At 46.5% G+C, this 18,592-nt stretch carries 21 protein-coding genes; 13 read left to right on the forward strand and 8 right to left on the reverse strand.

Translation table 11 applies throughout. From position 1 onward, the window contains the following. Window positions 1-442: 442 nt before the first annotated feature. Together glnA and ACE1CM_RS19975 are read left to right on the forward strand one after the other, a co-directional pair. The gene (glnA, locus tag ACE1CM_RS19970) at window positions 443-1,861 is read left to right on the forward strand and encodes a type I glutamate--ammonia ligase (RefSeq protein WP_374879653.1); all 1,419 of its coding nucleotides are present in this window, start codon (window positions 443-445) and stop codon (window positions 1,859-1,861) included. A gap of 194 nt (window positions 1,862-2,055) precedes the next feature. Continuing rightward, the gene (locus tag ACE1CM_RS19975) at window positions 2,056-2,964 is read left to right on the forward strand and encodes a ferritin-like domain-containing protein (protein WP_374879654.1); all 909 of its coding nucleotides are present in this window, start codon (window positions 2,056-2,058) and stop codon (window positions 2,962-2,964) included. A 262-nt stretch (window positions 2,965-3,226) separates the two neighbouring features. On the opposite strand, the gene ACE1CM_RS19980 is transcribed toward ACE1CM_RS19975, so the two are convergent. Beyond that, complete coding sequence (locus tag ACE1CM_RS19980) at window positions 3,227-3,421, reverse strand: hypothetical protein (RefSeq protein WP_374879656.1); 195 nt, start codon at window positions 3,419-3,421, stop codon at window positions 3,227-3,229. Between the two features lie 29 nt (window positions 3,422-3,450). Here ACE1CM_RS19980 and ACE1CM_RS19985 point away from each other — a divergent pair, with 29 nt between their 5' ends. Next, window positions 3,451-3,948: a YbjN domain-containing protein gene (locus ACE1CM_RS19985; protein WP_374879658.1), complete on the forward strand. Its 498-nt coding sequence runs from the start codon at window positions 3,451-3,453 to the stop codon at window positions 3,946-3,948. A 302-nt stretch (window positions 3,949-4,250) separates the two neighbouring features. Then, on the forward strand, window positions 4,251-5,021 hold the full coding sequence (locus ACE1CM_RS19990) for a biotin/lipoate A/B protein ligase family protein (RefSeq protein WP_374879659.1): 771 nt from the start codon (window positions 4,251-4,253) through the stop codon (window positions 5,019-5,021). Here the strand turns inward: ACE1CM_RS19990 and ACE1CM_RS19995 are convergent. From ACE1CM_RS19995 to psaK (ACE1CM_RS20010), 4 genes are all read right to left on the reverse strand, one after another. Further along, window positions 4,989-5,354 (reverse strand): hypothetical protein, encoded by a 366-nt coding sequence (locus ACE1CM_RS19995; protein WP_374879661.1) that lies wholly within the window; start codon window positions 5,352-5,354, stop codon window positions 4,989-4,991. The genes ACE1CM_RS19990 and ACE1CM_RS19995 overlap by 33 nt on opposite strands. Window positions 5,355-5,707: 353 nt before the next feature. Beyond that, entirely contained in the window at window positions 5,708-6,955 is a 1,248-nt protein-coding gene (locus tag ACE1CM_RS20000; RefSeq protein WP_374879663.1) for a site-2 protease family protein, read from the reverse strand. Window positions 6,956-7,094: 139 nt separating this feature from the next. Beyond that, window positions 7,095-7,352, reverse strand: a complete 258-nt coding sequence (gene psaK, locus ACE1CM_RS20005; protein ID WP_226587707.1) for a photosystem I reaction center subunit PsaK — start codon at window positions 7,350-7,352, stop codon at window positions 7,095-7,097. 89 nt (window positions 7,353-7,441) lie between these two features. Continuing rightward, on the reverse strand, window positions 7,442-7,720 hold the full coding sequence (gene psaK / locus ACE1CM_RS20010) for a photosystem I reaction center subunit PsaK (RefSeq protein WP_374879665.1): 279 nt from the start codon (window positions 7,718-7,720) through the stop codon (window positions 7,442-7,444). Window positions 7,721-7,863: 143 nt separating this feature from the next. Here psaK (ACE1CM_RS20010) and ACE1CM_RS20015 point away from each other — a divergent pair, with 143 nt between their 5' ends. After that, window positions 7,864-8,499: a phosphoribosylanthranilate isomerase gene (locus tag ACE1CM_RS20015; protein WP_374879666.1), complete on the forward strand. Its 636-nt coding sequence runs from the start codon at window positions 7,864-7,866 to the stop codon at window positions 8,497-8,499. Between the two features lie 122 nt (window positions 8,500-8,621). Here the strand turns inward: ACE1CM_RS20015 and folE are convergent, their stop codons facing one another. The 3 genes from folE to accA form a co-directional block, all read right to left on the reverse strand. Next, window positions 8,622-9,344: a GTP cyclohydrolase I FolE gene (gene folE, locus ACE1CM_RS20020; protein ID WP_374879689.1), complete on the reverse strand. Its 723-nt coding sequence runs from the start codon at window positions 9,342-9,344 to the stop codon at window positions 8,622-8,624. A gap of 55 nt (window positions 9,345-9,399) precedes the next feature. Further along, entirely contained in the window at window positions 9,400-10,125 is a 726-nt protein-coding gene (locus tag ACE1CM_RS20025) for an SDR family oxidoreductase (protein WP_374879668.1), read from the reverse strand. 333 nt (window positions 10,126-10,458) lie between these two features. After that, on the reverse strand, window positions 10,459-11,439 hold the full coding sequence (gene accA / locus ACE1CM_RS20030) for an acetyl-CoA carboxylase carboxyl transferase subunit alpha (RefSeq protein WP_374879670.1): 981 nt from the start codon (window positions 11,437-11,439) through the stop codon (window positions 10,459-10,461). 685 nt (window positions 11,440-12,124) lie between these two features. On the opposite strand from accA, the gene ACE1CM_RS20035 reads away from it, so the two are divergent. From ACE1CM_RS20035 to ACE1CM_RS20070, 8 genes are all read left to right on the forward strand, one after another. Further along, window positions 12,125-12,730, forward strand: coding sequence for a PEP-CTERM sorting domain-containing protein (locus ACE1CM_RS20035; protein ID WP_374879672.1), 606 nt, complete (start codon window positions 12,125-12,127; stop codon window positions 12,728-12,730). A 132-nt stretch (window positions 12,731-12,862) separates the two neighbouring features. After that, window positions 12,863-13,450: a PEP-CTERM sorting domain-containing protein gene (locus ACE1CM_RS20040; protein ID WP_374879673.1), complete on the forward strand. Its 588-nt coding sequence runs from the start codon at window positions 12,863-12,865 to the stop codon at window positions 13,448-13,450. Window positions 13,451-13,571: 121 nt separating this feature from the next. Next, window positions 13,572-14,054, forward strand: coding sequence for a hypothetical protein (locus ACE1CM_RS20045; RefSeq protein WP_374879675.1), 483 nt, complete (start codon window positions 13,572-13,574; stop codon window positions 14,052-14,054). A 303-nt stretch (window positions 14,055-14,357) separates the two neighbouring features. Next, window positions 14,358-15,011 (forward strand): PEP-CTERM sorting domain-containing protein, encoded by a 654-nt coding sequence (locus tag ACE1CM_RS20050; RefSeq protein WP_374879677.1) that lies wholly within the window; start codon window positions 14,358-14,360, stop codon window positions 15,009-15,011. Window positions 15,012-15,266: 255 nt separating this feature from the next. After that, the gene (locus ACE1CM_RS20055) at window positions 15,267-15,821 is read left to right on the forward strand and encodes a PEP-CTERM sorting domain-containing protein (RefSeq protein WP_374879679.1); all 555 of its coding nucleotides are present in this window, start codon (window positions 15,267-15,269) and stop codon (window positions 15,819-15,821) included. A 208-nt stretch (window positions 15,822-16,029) separates the two neighbouring features. Next, entirely contained in the window at window positions 16,030-17,211 is a 1,182-nt protein-coding gene (locus ACE1CM_RS20060; RefSeq protein ID WP_374879681.1) for a nucleoside hydrolase, read from the forward strand. A gap of 564 nt (window positions 17,212-17,775) precedes the next feature. Beyond that, window positions 17,776-17,910, forward strand: a complete 135-nt coding sequence (locus ACE1CM_RS20065; RefSeq protein WP_374879683.1) for a hypothetical protein — start codon at window positions 17,776-17,778, stop codon at window positions 17,908-17,910. 20 nt (window positions 17,911-17,930) lie between these two features. Continuing rightward, on the forward strand, window positions 17,931-18,584 hold the full coding sequence (locus ACE1CM_RS20070) for a choice-of-anchor tandem repeat NxxGxxAF-containing protein (RefSeq protein ID WP_374879685.1): 654 nt from the start codon (window positions 17,931-17,933) through the stop codon (window positions 18,582-18,584). The last annotated feature ends 8 nt before the right edge of the window (window positions 18,585-18,592 follow it).

Below are 18,592 nucleotides of genomic sequence, written 5' to 3' on the forward strand. Positions count from 1 at the left end.
GTTACCATATTAATCTTTAATATAGGCCATCCTGCCACATTCTGTTAATTTAGCTACAATTTTTAACCTTTGTGACCCCATTTCACCCCGGAAAACCGAATTTTTGTAACAAAAGCTACATAATTTTGAAAGATCTATCTCTAGCATGATGCAGGTATACTAGATAATCGGCGCGTGAAACACGGGCAATAGACCAAGGACAGATGGCATTTTGTAGTTGGGCAACAGCCCGGTCGAGGGCTTTCTACCTGCCCCACAAATGCCAGACATTGCCATCTACTGTGTAGATTTAGCTGAAAACAGCTAAACTCTTTCGATTGAATCTGACGCAAGTAAGGTAACCAGAAAAATTTCAGGTTTTATTCATTTCGATTTGCCCCTTCATCAGCGACCATATATCAGTATCGAGATTGTAGCCAGCTCAACAACCACGGAGTAATTCATGTTCCAGACCCCGCAAGAGTTATTAAATTACGTCAAAGAAAATAACATCCAAATCATTGACCTCAAGTTCGTTGATATGCCGGGAATCTGGCAGCACCTCTCGCTATACCACGACCAAATCGACGAAAGTAGTTTCGATGCGGGCGTACCTTTCGACGGTTCCAGCATTCGGGGTTGGAAAGCGATCAACGAATCGGACATGACGATGGTGTTAGATCCAAAAACTGCTTGGATCGACCCGTTCATGGCAGAACCAACCCTGAGCGTGATTTGTAGCATCAAAGAACCTCGCACGGGCGAACCTTATAGCCGCTGTCCCCGCAATATTGCCCAAAAAGCGGTAGATTACCTAATTTCCACCGGAATTGGCGATACAGCTTTCATCGGACCAGAAGCAGAATTTTTCATTTTTGATGATGTCCGTTTCGACCAAAGTGAAAACAAAGGTTTCTACTACGTAGACTCGGTGGAAGGTCGTTGGAATTCGGGTAAAGAAGAAGGACCAAACCTGGGCTACAAACCCCGCTATAAAGAAGGTTATTTCCCAGTATCGCCAACCGATACTCAGCAAGATATCCGGACGGAAATGCTGCTGACGATGGCAAAATGCGGCGTTCCGATTGAAAAACACCACCACGAAGTTGCTACCGGCGGTCAAAACGAACTCGGTTTCCGCTTCGCCAAGTTGGTGGAAGCCGCAGATTATCTGATGACTTACAAGTACGTCATCAAGAACGTTGCCAAGAAATACGGCAAAACCGTTACTTTCATGCCCAAACCGCTATTCAACGATAACGGTTCTGGGATGCACACCCACCAGTCGATCTGGAAAGATGGACAACCCCTGTTTGCGGGCGACGGGTACGCTGGTTTGAGCAAAATGGCACTGAATTATATCGGCGGTATCCTCAAACACGCCCCCGCACTGTTAGGGTTGACCAACCCCAGCACTAACTCTTACAAGCGTCTGGTACCTGGATTTGAAGCACCCGTGAACTTGGCATACTCCCAAGGTAACCGTTCCGCTTCCGTCCGCATTCCCCTGTCTGGAACCAATCCCAAAGCCAAGCGGTTAGAATTCCGCTGTCCCGATGCCACTTGTAACCCCTATCTAGCCTTTGCTGCAATGCTTTGCGCTGGAATTGATGGCATCAAGAACGAAATTGAACCGGGCGAACCCCTGGATGTGGATATCTACGAACTCAGCCCTGAAGAGTTGAGCAAAGTTCCTTCTACTCCCGGTTCCCTGGAAGGCGCCCTGGAAGCATTGGAGAACGACCATAGTTTCTTGACCGACACCGGCGTGTTTACCGAAGACTTCATCCAAACTTGGATCGCTTACAAACTCGATAAGGAAGTCAACCCGATGCGGCTGCGTCCCCATCCCTACGAGTTTGCCCTCTACTACGATGTCTAAAAGGCAATTGTTTTTTAAGTAGGACTTACGCGCAACGATCCTAGAAACCCGGTTTCTTTTCAGAGAAACCCGGTTTCTTTGCCTAAGTCCTGTTAAGTAAAAAAAACCACCCTCTCTGGGTGGTTTTTTTCTACCGGGGAAGCTGCGTTAGGATTAAATCTGTCGTTGACAAAACGCAATAAATAGTATTCATCATGACGGTTGCATATCCTCGTAAACTACAAAACAGTCTGGGTGCGCGCGAGATCATGGCGCAAGTGGTACGCGATCGCGAAATCCATTTAATCACCCTCAATCGCTACCGCTACAACGAACAACGCAGCTGCAAAGACCTCACCGACTTGATCGAGAAGCTCAACGGTAAGCCAAAAGAACTGCTAAAAGACTTATCCCATCACATCTCGGACGAAGCCCGTCATGCCATGTGGTTGACCGATTTGTTGGTAGACTTGGGTGCAGATATCGGCACGCCACCCGGTACTTCCTATATCGATGAATTTGAACGGCTGATCGACTGGGAATCCTATGTCACAGAACACCATCGTGAAGATGCAATAATTTCTTCCTTAGCCGCTATCAACGTTACCGAAAAACGGGGTTGCGAATATTTCGCCGCCCACATTCACGCCCTCAAAGAGGCTCCCCAAACCGAAGAAAATATTAAGATTCGGGAAACCATCGAAAAGATTTTCCCCGAAGAAGCCGGACACGTCCGTTGGGGTAACCGAAAGCTGGCAGAAATTGCCAAAAAGAGTCCTGAACATCGCCAAAAGGTTGAAGAAGCTAAGCGGAAATACGTCGCTATCGAACAAGCTGCCTATGAAGCTGGGATGGATATCACCTTCGGTGCCGAATTGCGCCGCTTGGATCACCTATTGGAAATCGCCAATACCATGCCAGTATGGCAACGTCCTCAATACTTAATGGAACGCCTGCCGGAAACGCTTCTGGCACCTCAGTTGCAGTCCACTCGTCTGAATGTGGCGCAGCGGGCTTGGAATCGCGATCCGCAGGCGTTTGTGGAAAAATTCGTGCCGATGTTCCTTAACGGGATAAATAGCGCGATTCCTCAGCAAAAGAAAGCAGCAGAAACTAAGAATTAGGAACCTGCGAACTGGGGAATGATAAATTGCAGATTTTAGATTTCAGATTTAATCGAATCTGCTATTTGCCATTCCCGCTTTCGATGAAAAATCGTGGTTTGGCACACTCCCAGGGGCACGGCAATCATCAAATCTTCCCTTGGAAAGAAGATTTCCGCTGCTGTGCTACTACTGTGAAACCGCGAATAAGGTTTGGCACACTCCCAGGGGCACGGCAATCATCAAATCTTCCCTTGGAAAGAAGATTTCCGCTGCTGTGCTACTACTGTGAAACCGCGAATAAGTTGCGATCAAAAATCCTGGTTTGGCACACTCCCAGGGGCACGGCAATCATCAAATCTTCCCTTGGAAAGAAGATTTCCGCTGCTGTGCTACTACTGTGAAACCGGGAATAAGCCTCGTCGTGGGTAAGTCCTGCCCCATCTTTTCTAGCAGAAGCGTCCCAAAGGCGATACATTGGGTTTGGCATCCTGACGGTAAATTTCTATGACAACCTTCCAACCCGATCCGGAAACCGTTTCCACTCCAACTCTATCTCCCGACGAGCTAGTCAACGAGATATTAGAGGAAGAGATGGAAATCAATTATGTAGAGGTGATTGAAACCGTTATCTCCAGTCTCGACCAGGATAACACCGCAATGGTTAGCCAAACCGATGCGGGTCATCTCTGGAAGTTTAGGTATGGTAGCGTTGAAGTGTTCGTGCAACTGACTGGTTCGACCGATGAAGACACTTTAACCGTTTGGTCTTCAGTATTAAACCTACCTGCCAAAAACGAACCGCAATTAATGCGTAAATTATTAGAAATGAACGGGGCTGAAACTTTTGAAGCGCGTTTCGCCATTATTAACGACCAAGTAGTAGTCCTATCCTCTCGTACCGTTGCCGAGCTTTCACCAGGGGAAATTTCTCGCGCTATTACAATTGTGGCAGCGATCGCAGATAACAATGATGAGGCTTTGCAAGCCGAATTTTCTCAGTAGTTATTGGCTAATTGCTAATTGCTAATTGCTAATTGTTCAGTGGCGATTAGCTATTAGCTATTAGCAAAAAAAACTAATAAATAATGATATCATGTCCGGTTGTATCGGTTGTATATAGTCGATTGTGCGAAAAGCTGTTTTTTTCCCTCCCACCTGCTCACCCTAAGCCTAACGCTACCGCAGCAAGCGGACATGATATGATATGATGTCCGGCAAATAGCGCTTAATTAAAACTCTCCGCGTCCCCGTGTCCCCGTGTCCCCGCGGAGCGTCCGAACTATGGGTATTCAAGCGGACATGATATGACTCATTGGCGTCTCATTCCTTTACTGGAAGCACCTGGTGCGGTGCAAATGGCAATCGATCGTTGGTTGCTAGAACAGCACAGATTGGGTTTGCATCCGCCTACTTTACGCTTTTATACTTGGTCGCCCGTTGCTATTTCTTTAGGCTATCACCAACATAAATGGCCTGAGTTTTGGCAGGATCTAACTTGGCAAGGAAAGCCAATTGAGTTGGTGCGGCGTCCTACGGGTGGACGTGCGGTGCTGCATCAGGGAGATTTGACTTATGCCATTGTCACGTCGGGTCTTTCTGGCAGTCGGATGCAGGTGTATCGCAGATTATGCCAGTTTTTGATTTTGGGGTGGCGATCGCTTGGCGTTGAATTACACTACGGTAACGCTGGACGCGGTTACATTCGCAATCCCAACTGTTTTGGCACTGCTACGGGTGCGGATTTAGTGTTGGCAAATAATGCTAAGTTGATTGGCAGCGCCCAACTTTGTCGGGGTAATACCGTTCTGCAACATGGTTCAATGCGCTTGTATCCAAATCTAGATCTGTTTGAACGGGTATTCGGTGAGGCGGAAATCTCAAAAATAGATATACCGCTTTCAAGGCGGCAAGATCGACTAATTCCAACCGTCATAGATGCTTTAACTGCTAGTGCGTCGCGTTGTTTCGATGTTCAGTTAAAGATGCAACCGCTATCACCAGACGAATGGCAAGCAATTGAGGCTCAACCGATACTAGAGCCTTTAACTCTTAATGCTAACGCCGCGATACTTTAACTCAAAGGTTGGACGGGTTGCAGTCTCAACTAAATCTCGCTGTTTTCCCTCGGTGTTATTTGAGGCGGCTTTTGGGTTGCTCTCGCCATTGCTCAAGCTTACCAGCTTCTTGGTCTGGGAGGGTATCGTGGATTTTTTCTGCCAAGGCTGTCCTTGACTCATCAGTACCAGCACTAAAACCAATAACTTGATCTGCCAAGGTGCTAAAACCAAGCTGGCAATTATACTGACTACTGAAATGGTCGCGCACAGATAAGCCATTTCGTCATTTGAATTGGCGTAGATATAAACCGCAATTAAGGAAACTATCAGCCAGATTGTAAAGCTAAGCATTTATACTACCTCTTTAGCTCAAATTGAAGTATTACAAATTTATAACGAGAATGCGGGGCGCGCTTCCGCATTAATACCTAAAGTATGTCAGTGAATTTTTTATAAGTAGTATCACTTAGACTTATTTTTTAGGTTGGTAAATGAGAATTATTGTAGATATAGATGAAAGTTTATTTCTAAAATGGTTTCTATTTTGATATCGAGTAGCATAGACTCAAATCTTTCACCTGAGATGGGTGAGACGGGCAGGATGCCCATCCCACAAGAGAACAGCCCATCCCACAAGAGAAAAGCCCATCCCACAAGAGAAAAGGGTGGGTTAACGCACCACCAACACTAATCGAGAACTATTCTTATTTGGAAGCGGATGTTAGCTCAGATGGGGTTTGTTGCTGCTGAGCTTCTGCTGCGGCTTTTGCGATCGCCGGAATGGGAAACCCTCCGGGATAGCTGCCTTCTTGTTTGATGCGCTTGATTTGGGCTTCCGGAATGGAAAACTTGAGGGCAGTCGCGATCGCTTTCACTATATCCCCCCGATCGATTATTCCCGCCACCGCTCCTGCTGGAGAAAGTACCGTAATTCTACCCAATTGTTTTGTTTCCAATTTATTGATTGCATCAACGAGGGAGGCTTTCTCCTCAACGGTGTCGATTTGGTCGAGGGGTTTAGCGATGGTGTGAACCGTTTGAGTTTCCCATAAACTGCGTTCGACTGACCGCAAATCCTCGGCTGAGACTAAACCGCGATAGCGACCATCAGAGGCAGCAAAATATACCTGGGGTTCCTTGGCTTCTAAAAGGTAATCATCGGCAAATTGACGCAGGGTCATATTGGCATCGATTACCCGAAACTCCCGCGTCATTGCGTCTGCTGCGGTTAGCTGCAATAAAGTTTCTTGCAAATTGGTCATGCTATCGTAGGCGGTGGCATTTCGCAGCACAAACCAGCCGAGTAAAGCAATCCAGAAGAAACCGAATTCTTCTGTTGTAAAAGCAAAGAACAGACCCGAAATAATTGCCAACCAACCGAGAATTTGTCCAGTTCTAGCCGCCCAATGGACGCCAGAGAAGCGATTGCCGGTAATCTTCCACACGGCGGCTTTTAAAATCTGCCCGCCATCCAAAGGCAAACCGGGTATTAAGTTAAACAATCCCAAAACCAAGTTAATTTGGGCTAAGTTTCCCACTACAACCCCCGCCGGACTCGACTGGGGGATTTGGAAAAATAGAATACTTAGTAGGGCGAATAAGGTTAAACTGACGAGAGGGCCTGCGATCGCGACTTGAAAGGCTTGTCCGGGGGTTTGGGATTCCCGGTCGATGGCAGCAATACCGCCAAACAGAAACAGGGTAATCGAATTTACTTTAATGCCTTGCGATCGCGCTACCAAACTGTGACCCAATTCGTGCAGCAGTACGGAGACAAACAGCAGCAGGGCGATTAAAAAACCAGTCACCCAAGCAACGAAACCCCACTCTGGATTTTCTGAAACTAAATCCAACCCGTTGGCAAAGGTAAAAAACCCTAAAATAATCAACCAAGAAGGGTCAATGTTTAAGGGGATGCCGAATATAGACCCGATACGCCAACCTGTTTGCATAAAAATTTCCTAAAAATAGAGTTTTACACCTATTCTTACGCATCCTGGCGCCGCTGCGGGCGAGTTGCACCAAAAATGAAAATGGAATCGATAGCAGCGCTACCGATTCCGCAGGCGAAGGTAATTTAAATTCGACTACCTAGATCGCGCCAATGTTGGTCAGACCTAAGATAGCACCAGCTCCCAGAATGTGACCGAAGCAAGTACCCGCCAGCAATTGCGGGAAGCCAAATCCAGGTATGGGTGAGGGCGGTTTGGTTCCCCGATCCTGAGTGCCGATGCGGGCGAACACCAGTCCAAGGATGTTGCAAATTACCATCACCAGTGCAATCTTAAAAGACCAAACTGGCGTTGCCGGAACGGTAGCCTGAGCTGCAAGTAAAATCGAGTGAATCAAGATTCTTTCTCCTGCTGTGAGAAACTAAGGCACAAAGGGGATTATAGAACGACAAGGGAAATTAAATACGTTTCACTCACAGGTGACCGTTAAAGCGCACCCGCATTTGATAATCCTAAGATGACCCCAGCGCCCAGGATGTGACCGAAGCTCATGGTCGCCAGCAACTCAGGGATGCCGAATTTCTGGAACAATGCCGGTTTGTCTGCGGGCAGATCTGGTCCTACACCGGGATTTTGAATCGCATAACGACCAATCGCGATCGCTAACAGGTTGCACAAAATCATCACCAGACCTACCGTCGGAGTCCACTCGGTGGTTGTGGGAACGGTAGCCTGTACTGCCAAAAGTAAAGTTGAGTTAAGCAAAATCTTTTTCCTATCTCGCTAAACAACAACAAAAGTTATCAAAATACCGTCCTACAACGCTGCAATTTGTTTTAAGAGTTAACATATGCTTAAAACTTTGATACAAAAATGGGTAATGGGTAATGGGTAATCGGTAATCGGTAATGAGAATTAAAATTTGCGGGATTACTATACCGGAACAGGGAGTTGCGATCGCTCGCATGGGAGCCACCGCTTTAGGCTTTATCTGCGTGCCAACTTCCCCGCGTTACGTCACCTCAGCACAAATTAACGCAGTTGTCAAGGATTTATCAGTCAAAGTTGACCGAATCGGCGTATTTGCCAATGCCACGGTTGAGGAAATCTGCCAAACGGTTGCAGAGGCTGGTTTAAATGGCGTCCAGTTGCACGGGGATGAAACAGAGGAATTTTGCCAACAACTGCGACAAAGACTGGGAGCGGTGGAAATTATCAAAGCATTAAGAGTACGCACAAAAGCAGCGCTAGACCAGGTAGAAAATTATATGCCTTGGGTCGATACCCTATTGCTAGATGCCTACCATCCTCAGATGCTGGGAGGCACCGGCACAACAATAGACTGGAGTAGCTTACAGCAATTTCACCCCAGTTGCCCTTGGTTGCTCGCCGGTGGTCTGACCCCGGATAACGTTTTAGATGCCTTGAGTCAATTGCAACCGGGCGGTATCGATTTATCGAGTGGAGTGGAGCGCTCGCCTGGAGACAAAGACTTAGACAAAGTAGCCAAGCTGTTTGAAAAATTGGGAATTGGTAATAAGTAATGGGTAATTGGTAATTGGTAATTTTAAATTTTAGATTTTAGAAGTGAATTTAAATCTAAAATCTGCAAGCTTGCAAGCTTGCAAGCTTGCAAGCTTGCAAGCTTGCAATTCCCAATTACCCCTTAAAAAAATGCCGGTTGATGGCGAATCAAGTTAAGGAATTCTTCGCGAGTTTTTTGCTCGTCTTGAAACACGCCTACCATAGCGCTGGTAACAGTCCAAGAACCTGGCTTTTGAACGCCTCGCATTACCATACACATGTGAGAAGCTTCCATCACAACGGCAACGCCTTTTGGCTCTAAAATAGTCTGAACTGCTTCAGCCACCTGGCGCGTCAGCCGCTCTTGCACCTGCAAGCGACGGGAATACATTTCTACAATGCGTGCCAACTTACTTAATCCCACAACTTTTTGGTTGGGAATATAGGCGACGTGAGCCCTGCCCATAAACGGTAGCATGTGGTGTTCGCACAAGCTGAAGAAACTAATATCCCGCACGAGAACCATCTCGTTATGGCCTTCATCAAAAATAGCGCCGTTGACTAATTCTTCCAGGGATTGATTGTAACCGCTGGTGAGAAAGCGCATCGCCTCTGCAACGCGCTTGGGCGTTTTTAACAATCCTTCCCGATTGGGGTCTTCACCCACTCCAATGATGATTTCCCGCACGGCATCTATCATCTTTTCGTTTTGGTCTGCCGTAGGGGGTTGCAATTTAGGTTCTGCACCGTTTAACGTATTGCGGTCAGGGCGGGTTGCTACGCGAGAAAGTTCGTCGTTGCCGATTAGAAGCGATCGCGAACCGCCATTGCAGCCATTGGAACCGTTGGAAGGAGCCATAGTTATGATCTGTCTTTGTAGGATTAGTGCAAAAGAATCGGGAAAAAAACGAGACAGCAACCTAGAGTGTGCCAGCGCTAGGCATGAGGGTTAACTCTTCAATTACTGCTTTCTCTGGTAGTAGCACCGTATGTAAAATTGACTGCGCCACAATTTCTGGCGTCAACATTGCCGCGCGGTCAAAGTCAGCATTAACTGTGTCCGTATCCCACATGGGAGTATTGACAGAACCAGGACAGATCGCGGTGACGCGAATTCCGTTCGCGCGTTCTTCTGCTGCTAAGGTTTTAGACAAAGCCATGAGGCCAAACTTGCTAACACAGTATGCTCCCCAGTTTGGAAATACTTGGATACCGGCAATCGAGCTGACATTAATAATTGTCCCTGAGCCGCGAGCCCGCATCATCGGTAAAATTCCCTGGATGCACTGGAAGGCGCTGGTCAAATTTAGGTCGATTACCCGTTGCCAGTCGGATAGGGGAGTATCCATAACCGTGGCGGTGTACCCCATCCCGGCGTTGTTGACCAGGATGTCTATCGCGCCAAAATCAGAGGCGATCGCGCTGATTTTTGGTTTTACCTGGTCGATCTCGCCCAAATCCAGGGGATATGCCTGAGCTTTTACCCCTAACGAGGTCGCCTTTTCAGCCACCGCCTCTAGTTTGTCCTTTGATCGACTCACTAAGGCGACGTGAATTCCAGCTTCAGCAAACGCCAAAGCAACTGCTTTGCCAATGCCGCTGCTGGCTCCTGTAATCAGAGCGTGTCGTTCTTTGGTATAATTCATGCAATCTTCCATTGCTTCAGCAGCGCCAGACTGTGTAAATTCTCATACAGCAATCAGTAACCGCAGCCATTTTCAGTCGTACACAGGGGGTTGGATTGGGTGAAAGCAGTTGTGTTGGGGTATTTTTTATAACTAAACCCGACACTTGAACAGCCACACCCAGGAGGGAGTACCGCCTTGTACGAGGGATGAAAAATGCTGTCTGTAGGTTCTGAACTAGAGCGTGAGAGATATCACGACCAACCCTTGAAGATGATGGGAACGTTAAAAATCTTTACATTCCCCTGATAATTATATCACTAGCAATTGCGTCTTTAGCGCAAGCAAGTACCTCTAGGCAGAGATTTCCGCGAACACGCCGATTTTGCGGAATTTTTGATAGCGCAGTTCGCGACGCTGTTGAGCCGTTAACTGGGACAGTTCCTCCAGGTTCTGCAACAGTGCTTGCTTGAGGGTTGCTGCTGCTTTTAGAGGATCGGCGTGAGCGCCGCCGGAGGGTTCGGGCAATACTTGGTCTAAAATACCCAATTGTTTCAAATCGATGGCGGTGATTTTTAAGGCAGAGGCTGTTTGGGGCGCTTTAGCGGCATCTTTCCAAAGAATGCTGGCACAAGCTTCGGGAGAAGCAACGTAGTAGACGGAATGCTCGAACATGAATAAGCGATCGCCGACTCCAATCCCCAACGCACCCCCCGATCCGCCTTCACCGATGACTGTACAGAGGATGGGGACATTGAGACGGAACATTTCGCGCAGGTTGTATGCGATCGCTTCCCCTTGTCCTAATTCTTCTGCTTCTACCCCCGCCCAAGCGCCTGGGGTATCGATAAATGTGATAATTGGCATCCCAAACCGATCCGCATGTTCCATCAGCCGCATTGCTTTGCGGTATCCACCGGGGGACGCCATGCCGAATTTACGCACGACGTTATCTTTGGTATCTCTTCCTTTTTGGTGTCCCAGAATGACGACGGGACGCCCCGCCAAACGAGCCACGCCGCCGACTAAAGCCGGGTCATCAAACCCGCCGCGATCGCCGTGGAGTTCGAGCCATTCGTCGCTGATGGCTTGAATGTAGTCGAGGGTGCTGGGGCGGCGGGGATGGCGAGCAACTTGCAACCGCTGAGCGGGTGACAAACCGCTGAAGATTTCTTGGCGCAGCTGCACCGCCCGCGTCTCCAACTGGCGGATCTCTTCGGATACGTCCACGCCGTTTTCGGCAGCTAGTTCGCGAATTTGGTCAATGCGTGCCTCTAAATCCGCTAGCGGCTTTTCAAAATCCAACAGAAACGGTTTGCGCTCAGTAGTTGCCACGGCAAGGAACTTGGATAACGTTGAGTAGCTTCTTTACCAGAATAGCGTGGCAGGTGTACTCCCTCTCTCTTGACACCAGGGAGCCAAGCCAGCACTCTGACCTAGGAAAGGTAGGAAAGGTAGGAAAGGTAGGATTTATCAGGCTACAGGACTTACGCACGCCAAGCCAAAAACAAAGGTGATGCGTCAATATAGCGCGTCTAAACCCACGATTTTTCGTATCACCTTAGTTTTTTTTGCGTAATTCCTCGGCTAATTGAAAATGGTGCCAGCTCTGAATCTACCTTAGGACTTACGCCAAGAAACCCGATTTCTGGGAAAGATCCTAGCTTTGTAACCAGAGAGCGCCGCCAGAAACCCGGTTTCTCGGATCTTCTTGCGTCAGTACTGTACTCAAAACTTTACGATAAATTTACATAAATACCCGTTGATATATCTAAAAATTCATGATAACTTCACATAAAAAACACAGTTTATGTTGGAAAATTTATTTAATGGTTTTTCCGGATATAATTTGAATTATTGTCTAGACAATAAAATTTAATAAGTTATATTACGTAGAAACAATTCAAATTGATAGAAAAATTACCGATGGCAAGGGGTGAAGCGCTAATCATCTAAGGGAATCCAACAGGGCGATAGCTTCAAAACGTGTATTGTTCCAATCAAGATAGGAGTAAAAACCATGAACAACCTTTGGAATAAAATTGCGGCGACTGTAAGCGCTAGTGCTGTTCTGGGAATGGCGCTTGCCTTAGAAACAGTCAATCCGGCTCAAGCGATCGAGTTTAAATTTAGCTGGAAAGGTGACGCGGGCTACTCAGCTTTAGGGACGTTCAACTATGACGAAACGACAGCACCATCAAAAATTGAAGAAAGCGGTCCCGGGAAGACCGAAAATTTACAATCCCTGAGTGTCTCTTTCTTCGATCCATTTAATACCCTGCTAGGAACTTATAATACTGTTACTGGTGGAGTATCAGAATCTCCGTTCTTCAAATTCAATTTTGATACTTCCACTCAGAGCTTATTTGGCAATTTTGACGTAGCAGGAGGAAAATTTATAGACGGAGAAAACTTCCTGCAAGGAACAATTGGTAGTAAGTTGGAATTAAAGCAGACCGCCAATCAAGCAACAACAGCGATAACAGTGGATCAAAATTCTGGGGCTATTACAGTTAGCCGAGTTCCCGAACCCGCTTCTGTTTTGGGTTTACTAGCATTCGGCGCGTTGGGTGCAACTTTAAAGCGCAATAAAAAGCTAGTCTCCTGCCAAAAAGCAGAAGCTTAAGGGTTACTAGCTCAGTCAGGACTTACGGAAATGTCACAAGCGATTGCGCTTGAGGGAGCTACTCAATCTGGGTAGCGATCGTACCTCAAATTCGATTACCTAACTCACACCATCAACATAGGGGTTAAAACCATGAAAAACATCTTCACTGCAATTGCAGCTACCGCAGCGACAGCAGCTGCTTTATCTTTAATAATGGCTCAACAAGCCCAAGCGATCTCTTTTAACTTTAACTGGCAAGGGAATGGTGGCTATTCAGCAAAGGGGATGTTCAGCTACGACGAAACCACAGCCGGACCGATCATTTCCGAAAGTGGTGCTGGACCGACTAAGGACCTACAATCCTTAATGGTTTCTTTCTTCGGTCCAGGCGGAACGCCGCTCCAGTCCTTTAATACCGTTACTAACGGAGTATCTGAATCTGATTTCTTCCGATTTAATTTTAATACTTCTACTCAAACCCTGTTTGGTAATTTTAACGTAGGAGGGGGTCAGGGCGTAATCGGAGAACAATTCTTGTCGGGAACAATTGGTAGTTTCTTGCGATTGGGTCAGGATGTGGATCAAAAGGGAACTTCAATCACATTAGATAGCAATTCTGGGGCTATTACAGTTAGCCAAGTTCCTGAACCCGCTTCTGTTTTGGGTTTACTAGCATTCGGCGCGTTGGGTGCAACTTTAAAGCGCAATAAAAAGCTAGTCTCCTCTGAAAAAGCATAAGTTGTAGGGACATGGCAAGATTAACTTTGTTGGCCTAGCCAAAATATCTCTGTTGCCATGTCCCTACTCTCTAAAACTTTATGGCATTGATAAATATTGAGGTAAAAAGATTAAAAACATCTTGACTAAAGTTACAACTGTTGCTGCGACAACGGTTGCTTTATTGGTGGCGATCGCTCTTTGTGCTAACAACCCTGCTCAAGCCATGACATATGACTTTAGCTGGAATGGGAATGGGGGTTATTCAGCTACAGGCTCGTTTAGTTATGATGAAAACACAGCCCCAGCAACGTTTTTAGAAAGTGGATCTGGGCAGACTAAGGTTTTACAATCCCTCAAGATCTCTTTCTTATATTTATCGGCTAATCTAATCGCCACTTACAATAACGTTGTGAATGGAATATCAACGGGTCAATATTTCAAGTTCAACTTCAACACGGTAACAAAAGAAATATTTGGATTAATAGATGTGGGGGGTGAAGTAGCGGGCGAGACCTATTTAAAAGGAACGGTTAATACCGACTTATCACTGTATCAGGTTCCTCAATCAGGTCCTGATGCGATCGGAGATAGCAATTCAGGAAATATAGTCGTCAAACAATAACCTGAATTTACTTCTGTCTTGAGTTTATTCGCTCTTGGGGCATTGAGTGCAACTTCAGCCATCAAGAAAAAGCAATCGTAGTGCAATGAAAGGTAGGCGATAGAAAAATTACCTAATTCAACTTAGCTTGATTCTAGCCTTGACGAACTCTCGTGCGTTCGCGCAGGGTGCGCGCCCTTGCGTATCGCTCCAACGCTAACAAGCACGTGCAGGCGATAGCGCTTGAGGCAGCTACTCAAGTTGAGTAGCGTTTGTACCTCAAGGTTGAATTACCCAACTCACACATTTTAAGAGGTAAAAACCATGAAAACTTTTGCAATCAAAATGGCTGCTACCACAGGGATGATGGCGGCGTTGTCCCTGGCGGCTGCACCAGCCTATAGTGCTTCTATATTCTTCACTCCCAGTTCGCAATTAGATAGCGATCCGATCGAAGATGCGATTGGAACAACTGGGGCAAATGGGTTCAGCCTTAGCATCAAGGTAGACACATCAGGTCTCTCCAGTCCTTTAAAGTCCCTGTTGTTTGAAGGAGTGCGAGATGAAGCTGAACTGGCATCACCGAACCCTGTTCAAACCCCTGAAAGCCTAGCACTATTAGGTCCGGTTGAAATTGTTCGCGACCAGACTGATTTGTCAAAAGTTGTATTTACGGTTAATTTTCCTGGTGGACAAGGAATTGCTCCAGATACAATTTTGGAACTGTTGAACGTCAGTTACTCTGTGCCTCAATTAGTGAATGACGGTAAGACGGATTTTATTGTCTCTAAAGTCATCTCAGCAACTACTGTGGACGGAAGCAATGTAACCAGCAAATTTGCAGTACCTACCAGCGGTATCGACGTTCAGGCTTCGGTTCCTGAACCCGCTTCGGTGTTGGGTTTACTTGCATTCGGTGCGTTGGGTGCAACTTTAAAGCGCCAGAAAAAGCTAGCCGCCCAGAAAGTAGAAGCTTAAGGGTTACTAGCTCAGTCGTAAAAATTCAACTGACTTTATTTTAACCTCGATAAACACTTGTGCGATCGCCAAATCTGGGGAAGGCTTCGCCAACACCAGAGACTAGAGCGATCGCAATTTCCCAAAACGCTTAGCGCCAATAAATCTGATCCCTAAAACATCAGCGAAAGTGCTGGAGGGATCTACACAAATTGAGTAGCGTTTGTACCTCAAGGTTCGATTTTCCAGTTCAAACAATTGAAAAGGAGATCCTCAATGAAACTAAAACAATCTCTACTTCTGGCTGGAGTAAGTCAAGCAGTTGCTGCTGGAATGCTGATGGCATCTTCTCCAGTTTCTGCCGCACAATTGTATAACTTTTCCTATAGCGGAACAGGAATCAATGCCACGGGAACGTTAACCCTTGGCGATCCAGGAACAGATCCAGGATCTTTTCTGATAACAGGGATGACTGGTGAAAGGAATGGAGTTGCCATTAGCAGCTTGCTTCCAGTCGGTTCATATCCAACAGGACCTGATACCGTTCCCAATGATAATTTGTTCTTCCCAAACCAGGATATTAAGTTAACTTTTGCAGGCTTGAGCTTCCAAACGGTTGACGGTAACAAATACAACCCTTACTACGATTCAGCAGTGTCAAGCTACAGAGAATGCAACACTCCGACTTGTGCAGCAGAAGACCCTAAATTAACCTTCTCTAGTACCGCCGTTCCCGAACCGGCTTCGGTTTTGGGTTTACTTGCCTTCGGTGCGTTAGGGGCAACTTTAAAGGGCAAAAAAAAGCTAGCCGCCCAGAAAGCAGAAGCTTAAGGGTTACTAGCTCGGTCGTAAAAATTCAACTGACTTTATTTTAGTCTCGATGAACACTCGTGCGATCGCTTCTTAATTCTGTCGTCAATGAAGAGGCGATCGCACCTCAAACACCTTGGGTTGCAGCAATCGGCAGGCGAGATCAACAGTCAGTTTCAATGCTGACGCTTCTACCAAGAGTCATCCCAATCACATAGAGGTAAAAACTGTGAAAAACATCTTGACTAAAGTTGCAACTGCTGCTGCCACAACGGCTGCTTTATCGGTAGCGATCGCTGTTGATTTTGGCTTTCACAGTCAATCTGCTTTGAGTGCAACTTTGACCTCAAAACCCACTCCTTTGATTGTTGATGATGACGGTAGCCAAGATGGGATGACAGCACTAGCATATATGCTGGCAAATCCTAAGTTTGATATTAAAGCCATCACGATTGCCCAAGGAATTGCCCGTCCGCCAATTTTTGTCAATAATTTGGAGCGAATGCTAGGGCGGCTGAATGTGAGTGACATCCCGCTTGGTGTTGGTAGACCCAATCCTTTGGCAGGAAACAATGCCTTTCCAAACTTCATTCGAGATGCCTCGGATACGTTTTGGTCGCCCTTTGTCACCCTGCCACCCACAGCCCCATCCTTTCAAACCAAACCAGCGGCAGAACTGATTGTGGAGACGATAAAACAGTCCCCAGATCCCGTGGCAATATTGGCAACTGGTCCCTTGACAAATATTGCAGAGGCACTGCGGCTAGACCCTTCTATTATCAACAACATCTCGATAGTAGAAATCATGGGCGGCGCAGTTTTCGTTCCAGGGAATCTCAAAGTGCTTCCAGAGCCACCCTTTGGAACAAATGCGGTTGCAGAGTTTAATATTTGGCTCGATCCGGTGGCGGCGCAGGAAGTATTTGAAGCGGGAAATAAAGGATTAAAAATCCAGTTGACTCCCCTTGATGCGACGAGCAAGATCAGTTTTTCTCGTGCCGATCAAGCAGCATGGTTGGCTACCGGAACTCCTGAAAGTATCATTGCTTCCGAATTTTTAGATTTTGCTTTGACTGTGATTCAAAGTAACAACGATCCTAACCCGGTTTGGGACTTGGTTGCAGCAATTAATCTCAGCGAGCCAGATTTTTCTCCTGAAACACCTTTACACCTGAAAGTGGATACAGAGTCAAATCCTGGAACAACTCAAGGGCAAACATTTGCTGTTGACGGGTTACCTCCTAATGTTCTGGTATCTCTAAACCCTAGCTTTAATAACCTGTCATTCAGCACCAGCGAAGTCTTCTCAGCACTGCCGTCGAAATCAGTTCCCGAACCTGCTTCTGTTTTGGGATTATTAGGTCTTGGTGTATGGGGCGCTGGTTCTGTTCTCAAGAAAAAGCGAGCGTAATGCAATGAAATAAAGGCGCTGGCGTAGCGTCTGGGTCGGAGAATCGCTGCCATCCAAAATTATCATGGGGGAGGAGCGATACGCAAGGGCGCGCACGCTGCGCGAACGCGCTTCTAGAAAGGTTTATTGAGACTTCTATTGGGGTAGATAATCAGAGTTAAGCTCATAGCGCCAGCTCAAAGTCAGCATTTTTCCTGATTTCGCCATTAGTAGGGGCGCAGCATTTGCGCTGTTATCTTGTCGGTAAACAAGAAATATTTCTACGCGGCGCGGGTCCTTACAAGCCATTAGCCATTAGCCATTAGCGATTAGCAGCCATAACGAGATAACTAGCAACTTGAGTTACTACTCTTCGAGTGCAGCCTGACGGCATGTACAGAAGTCTAGTAACTCTCTGTTGATGCGTAGTCTGCGTTCAGAAAGTAACGCCCCGCAAAGTAAAACTATTTATTTTATCATAAGATAATGAATTAATCGGCAAATTTTCCAATAAAAATTTAAATTTTATATTTTTTTTACTAATTCAATTATATTATATTTTTTTAGTAAAAAAACGGGTGAAGTATGACTATAAACAATGAAATTATCCTTAAAATTAATCTGGTAATTTCCGATGCCTGCCCTGGGGTTGTTTTGTGTTACGCACATCCGGGGGAGGCAATGAAATCAGCCGAACAAGAATTAACAGTCAATCCCTAATTTTGACAGGTTCAATAGTTATGATTCCAGCTACCAAATTATCAGTGGCAGCATTGATCGCCATGGGCATGAGCTTGCTTAATATAAGCTCGGCAGATGCCTTCACCCTCACCAAGATTGCCGACAACAGTGGCATCTTGAGTGGCTTCCCCACCGGGGAACCTGGAATCAACGACAGCGGTGTTGTTGCCTTCGACGCTAGTCTGAGAGCAGGGGGCGAAGGCATTTTTATCGGCAATGGTGGGGCATTGACCCGCATTGTCGATACCAGTGGTATATTTAGCAGTTTTGTGAACAGCGACTTAGGTACCAGAAGCGTCGTGGACATCAACAACAGCGGCACCGTTGCCTTCCACGCTAATTTGGATGCAGGGGGTAAAGGTATTTTCACCAGTAAAGATGGGAATCTGACCACCATCGTCGATACCAGTGGCAAATTTAGCGGCTTGAGAAACCAGACAATCAACAACAATGGCACTGTTGTTTTTACAGGTATAATCGATGGGGGGAATAATAGTGGCGTCTTCACTGGCAGCGGCGGCACACCTAAAAATTACGGGAGCGTGGTAGCCCCGTCAATTCATTGCGGGGCCCAAACGCGACACGAGCAGATTTATCTGCCGTCAATATTAGTTAAGATTAATCAATATTATCATCTAGGTCAAAGCCAGTAGATTATAAT

The sequence above is a fragment of the Microseira sp. BLCC-F43 genome (assembly GCF_041929235.1).
GTDB lineage: Bacteria > Cyanobacteriota > Cyanobacteriia > Cyanobacteriales > Aerosakkonemataceae > Microseira.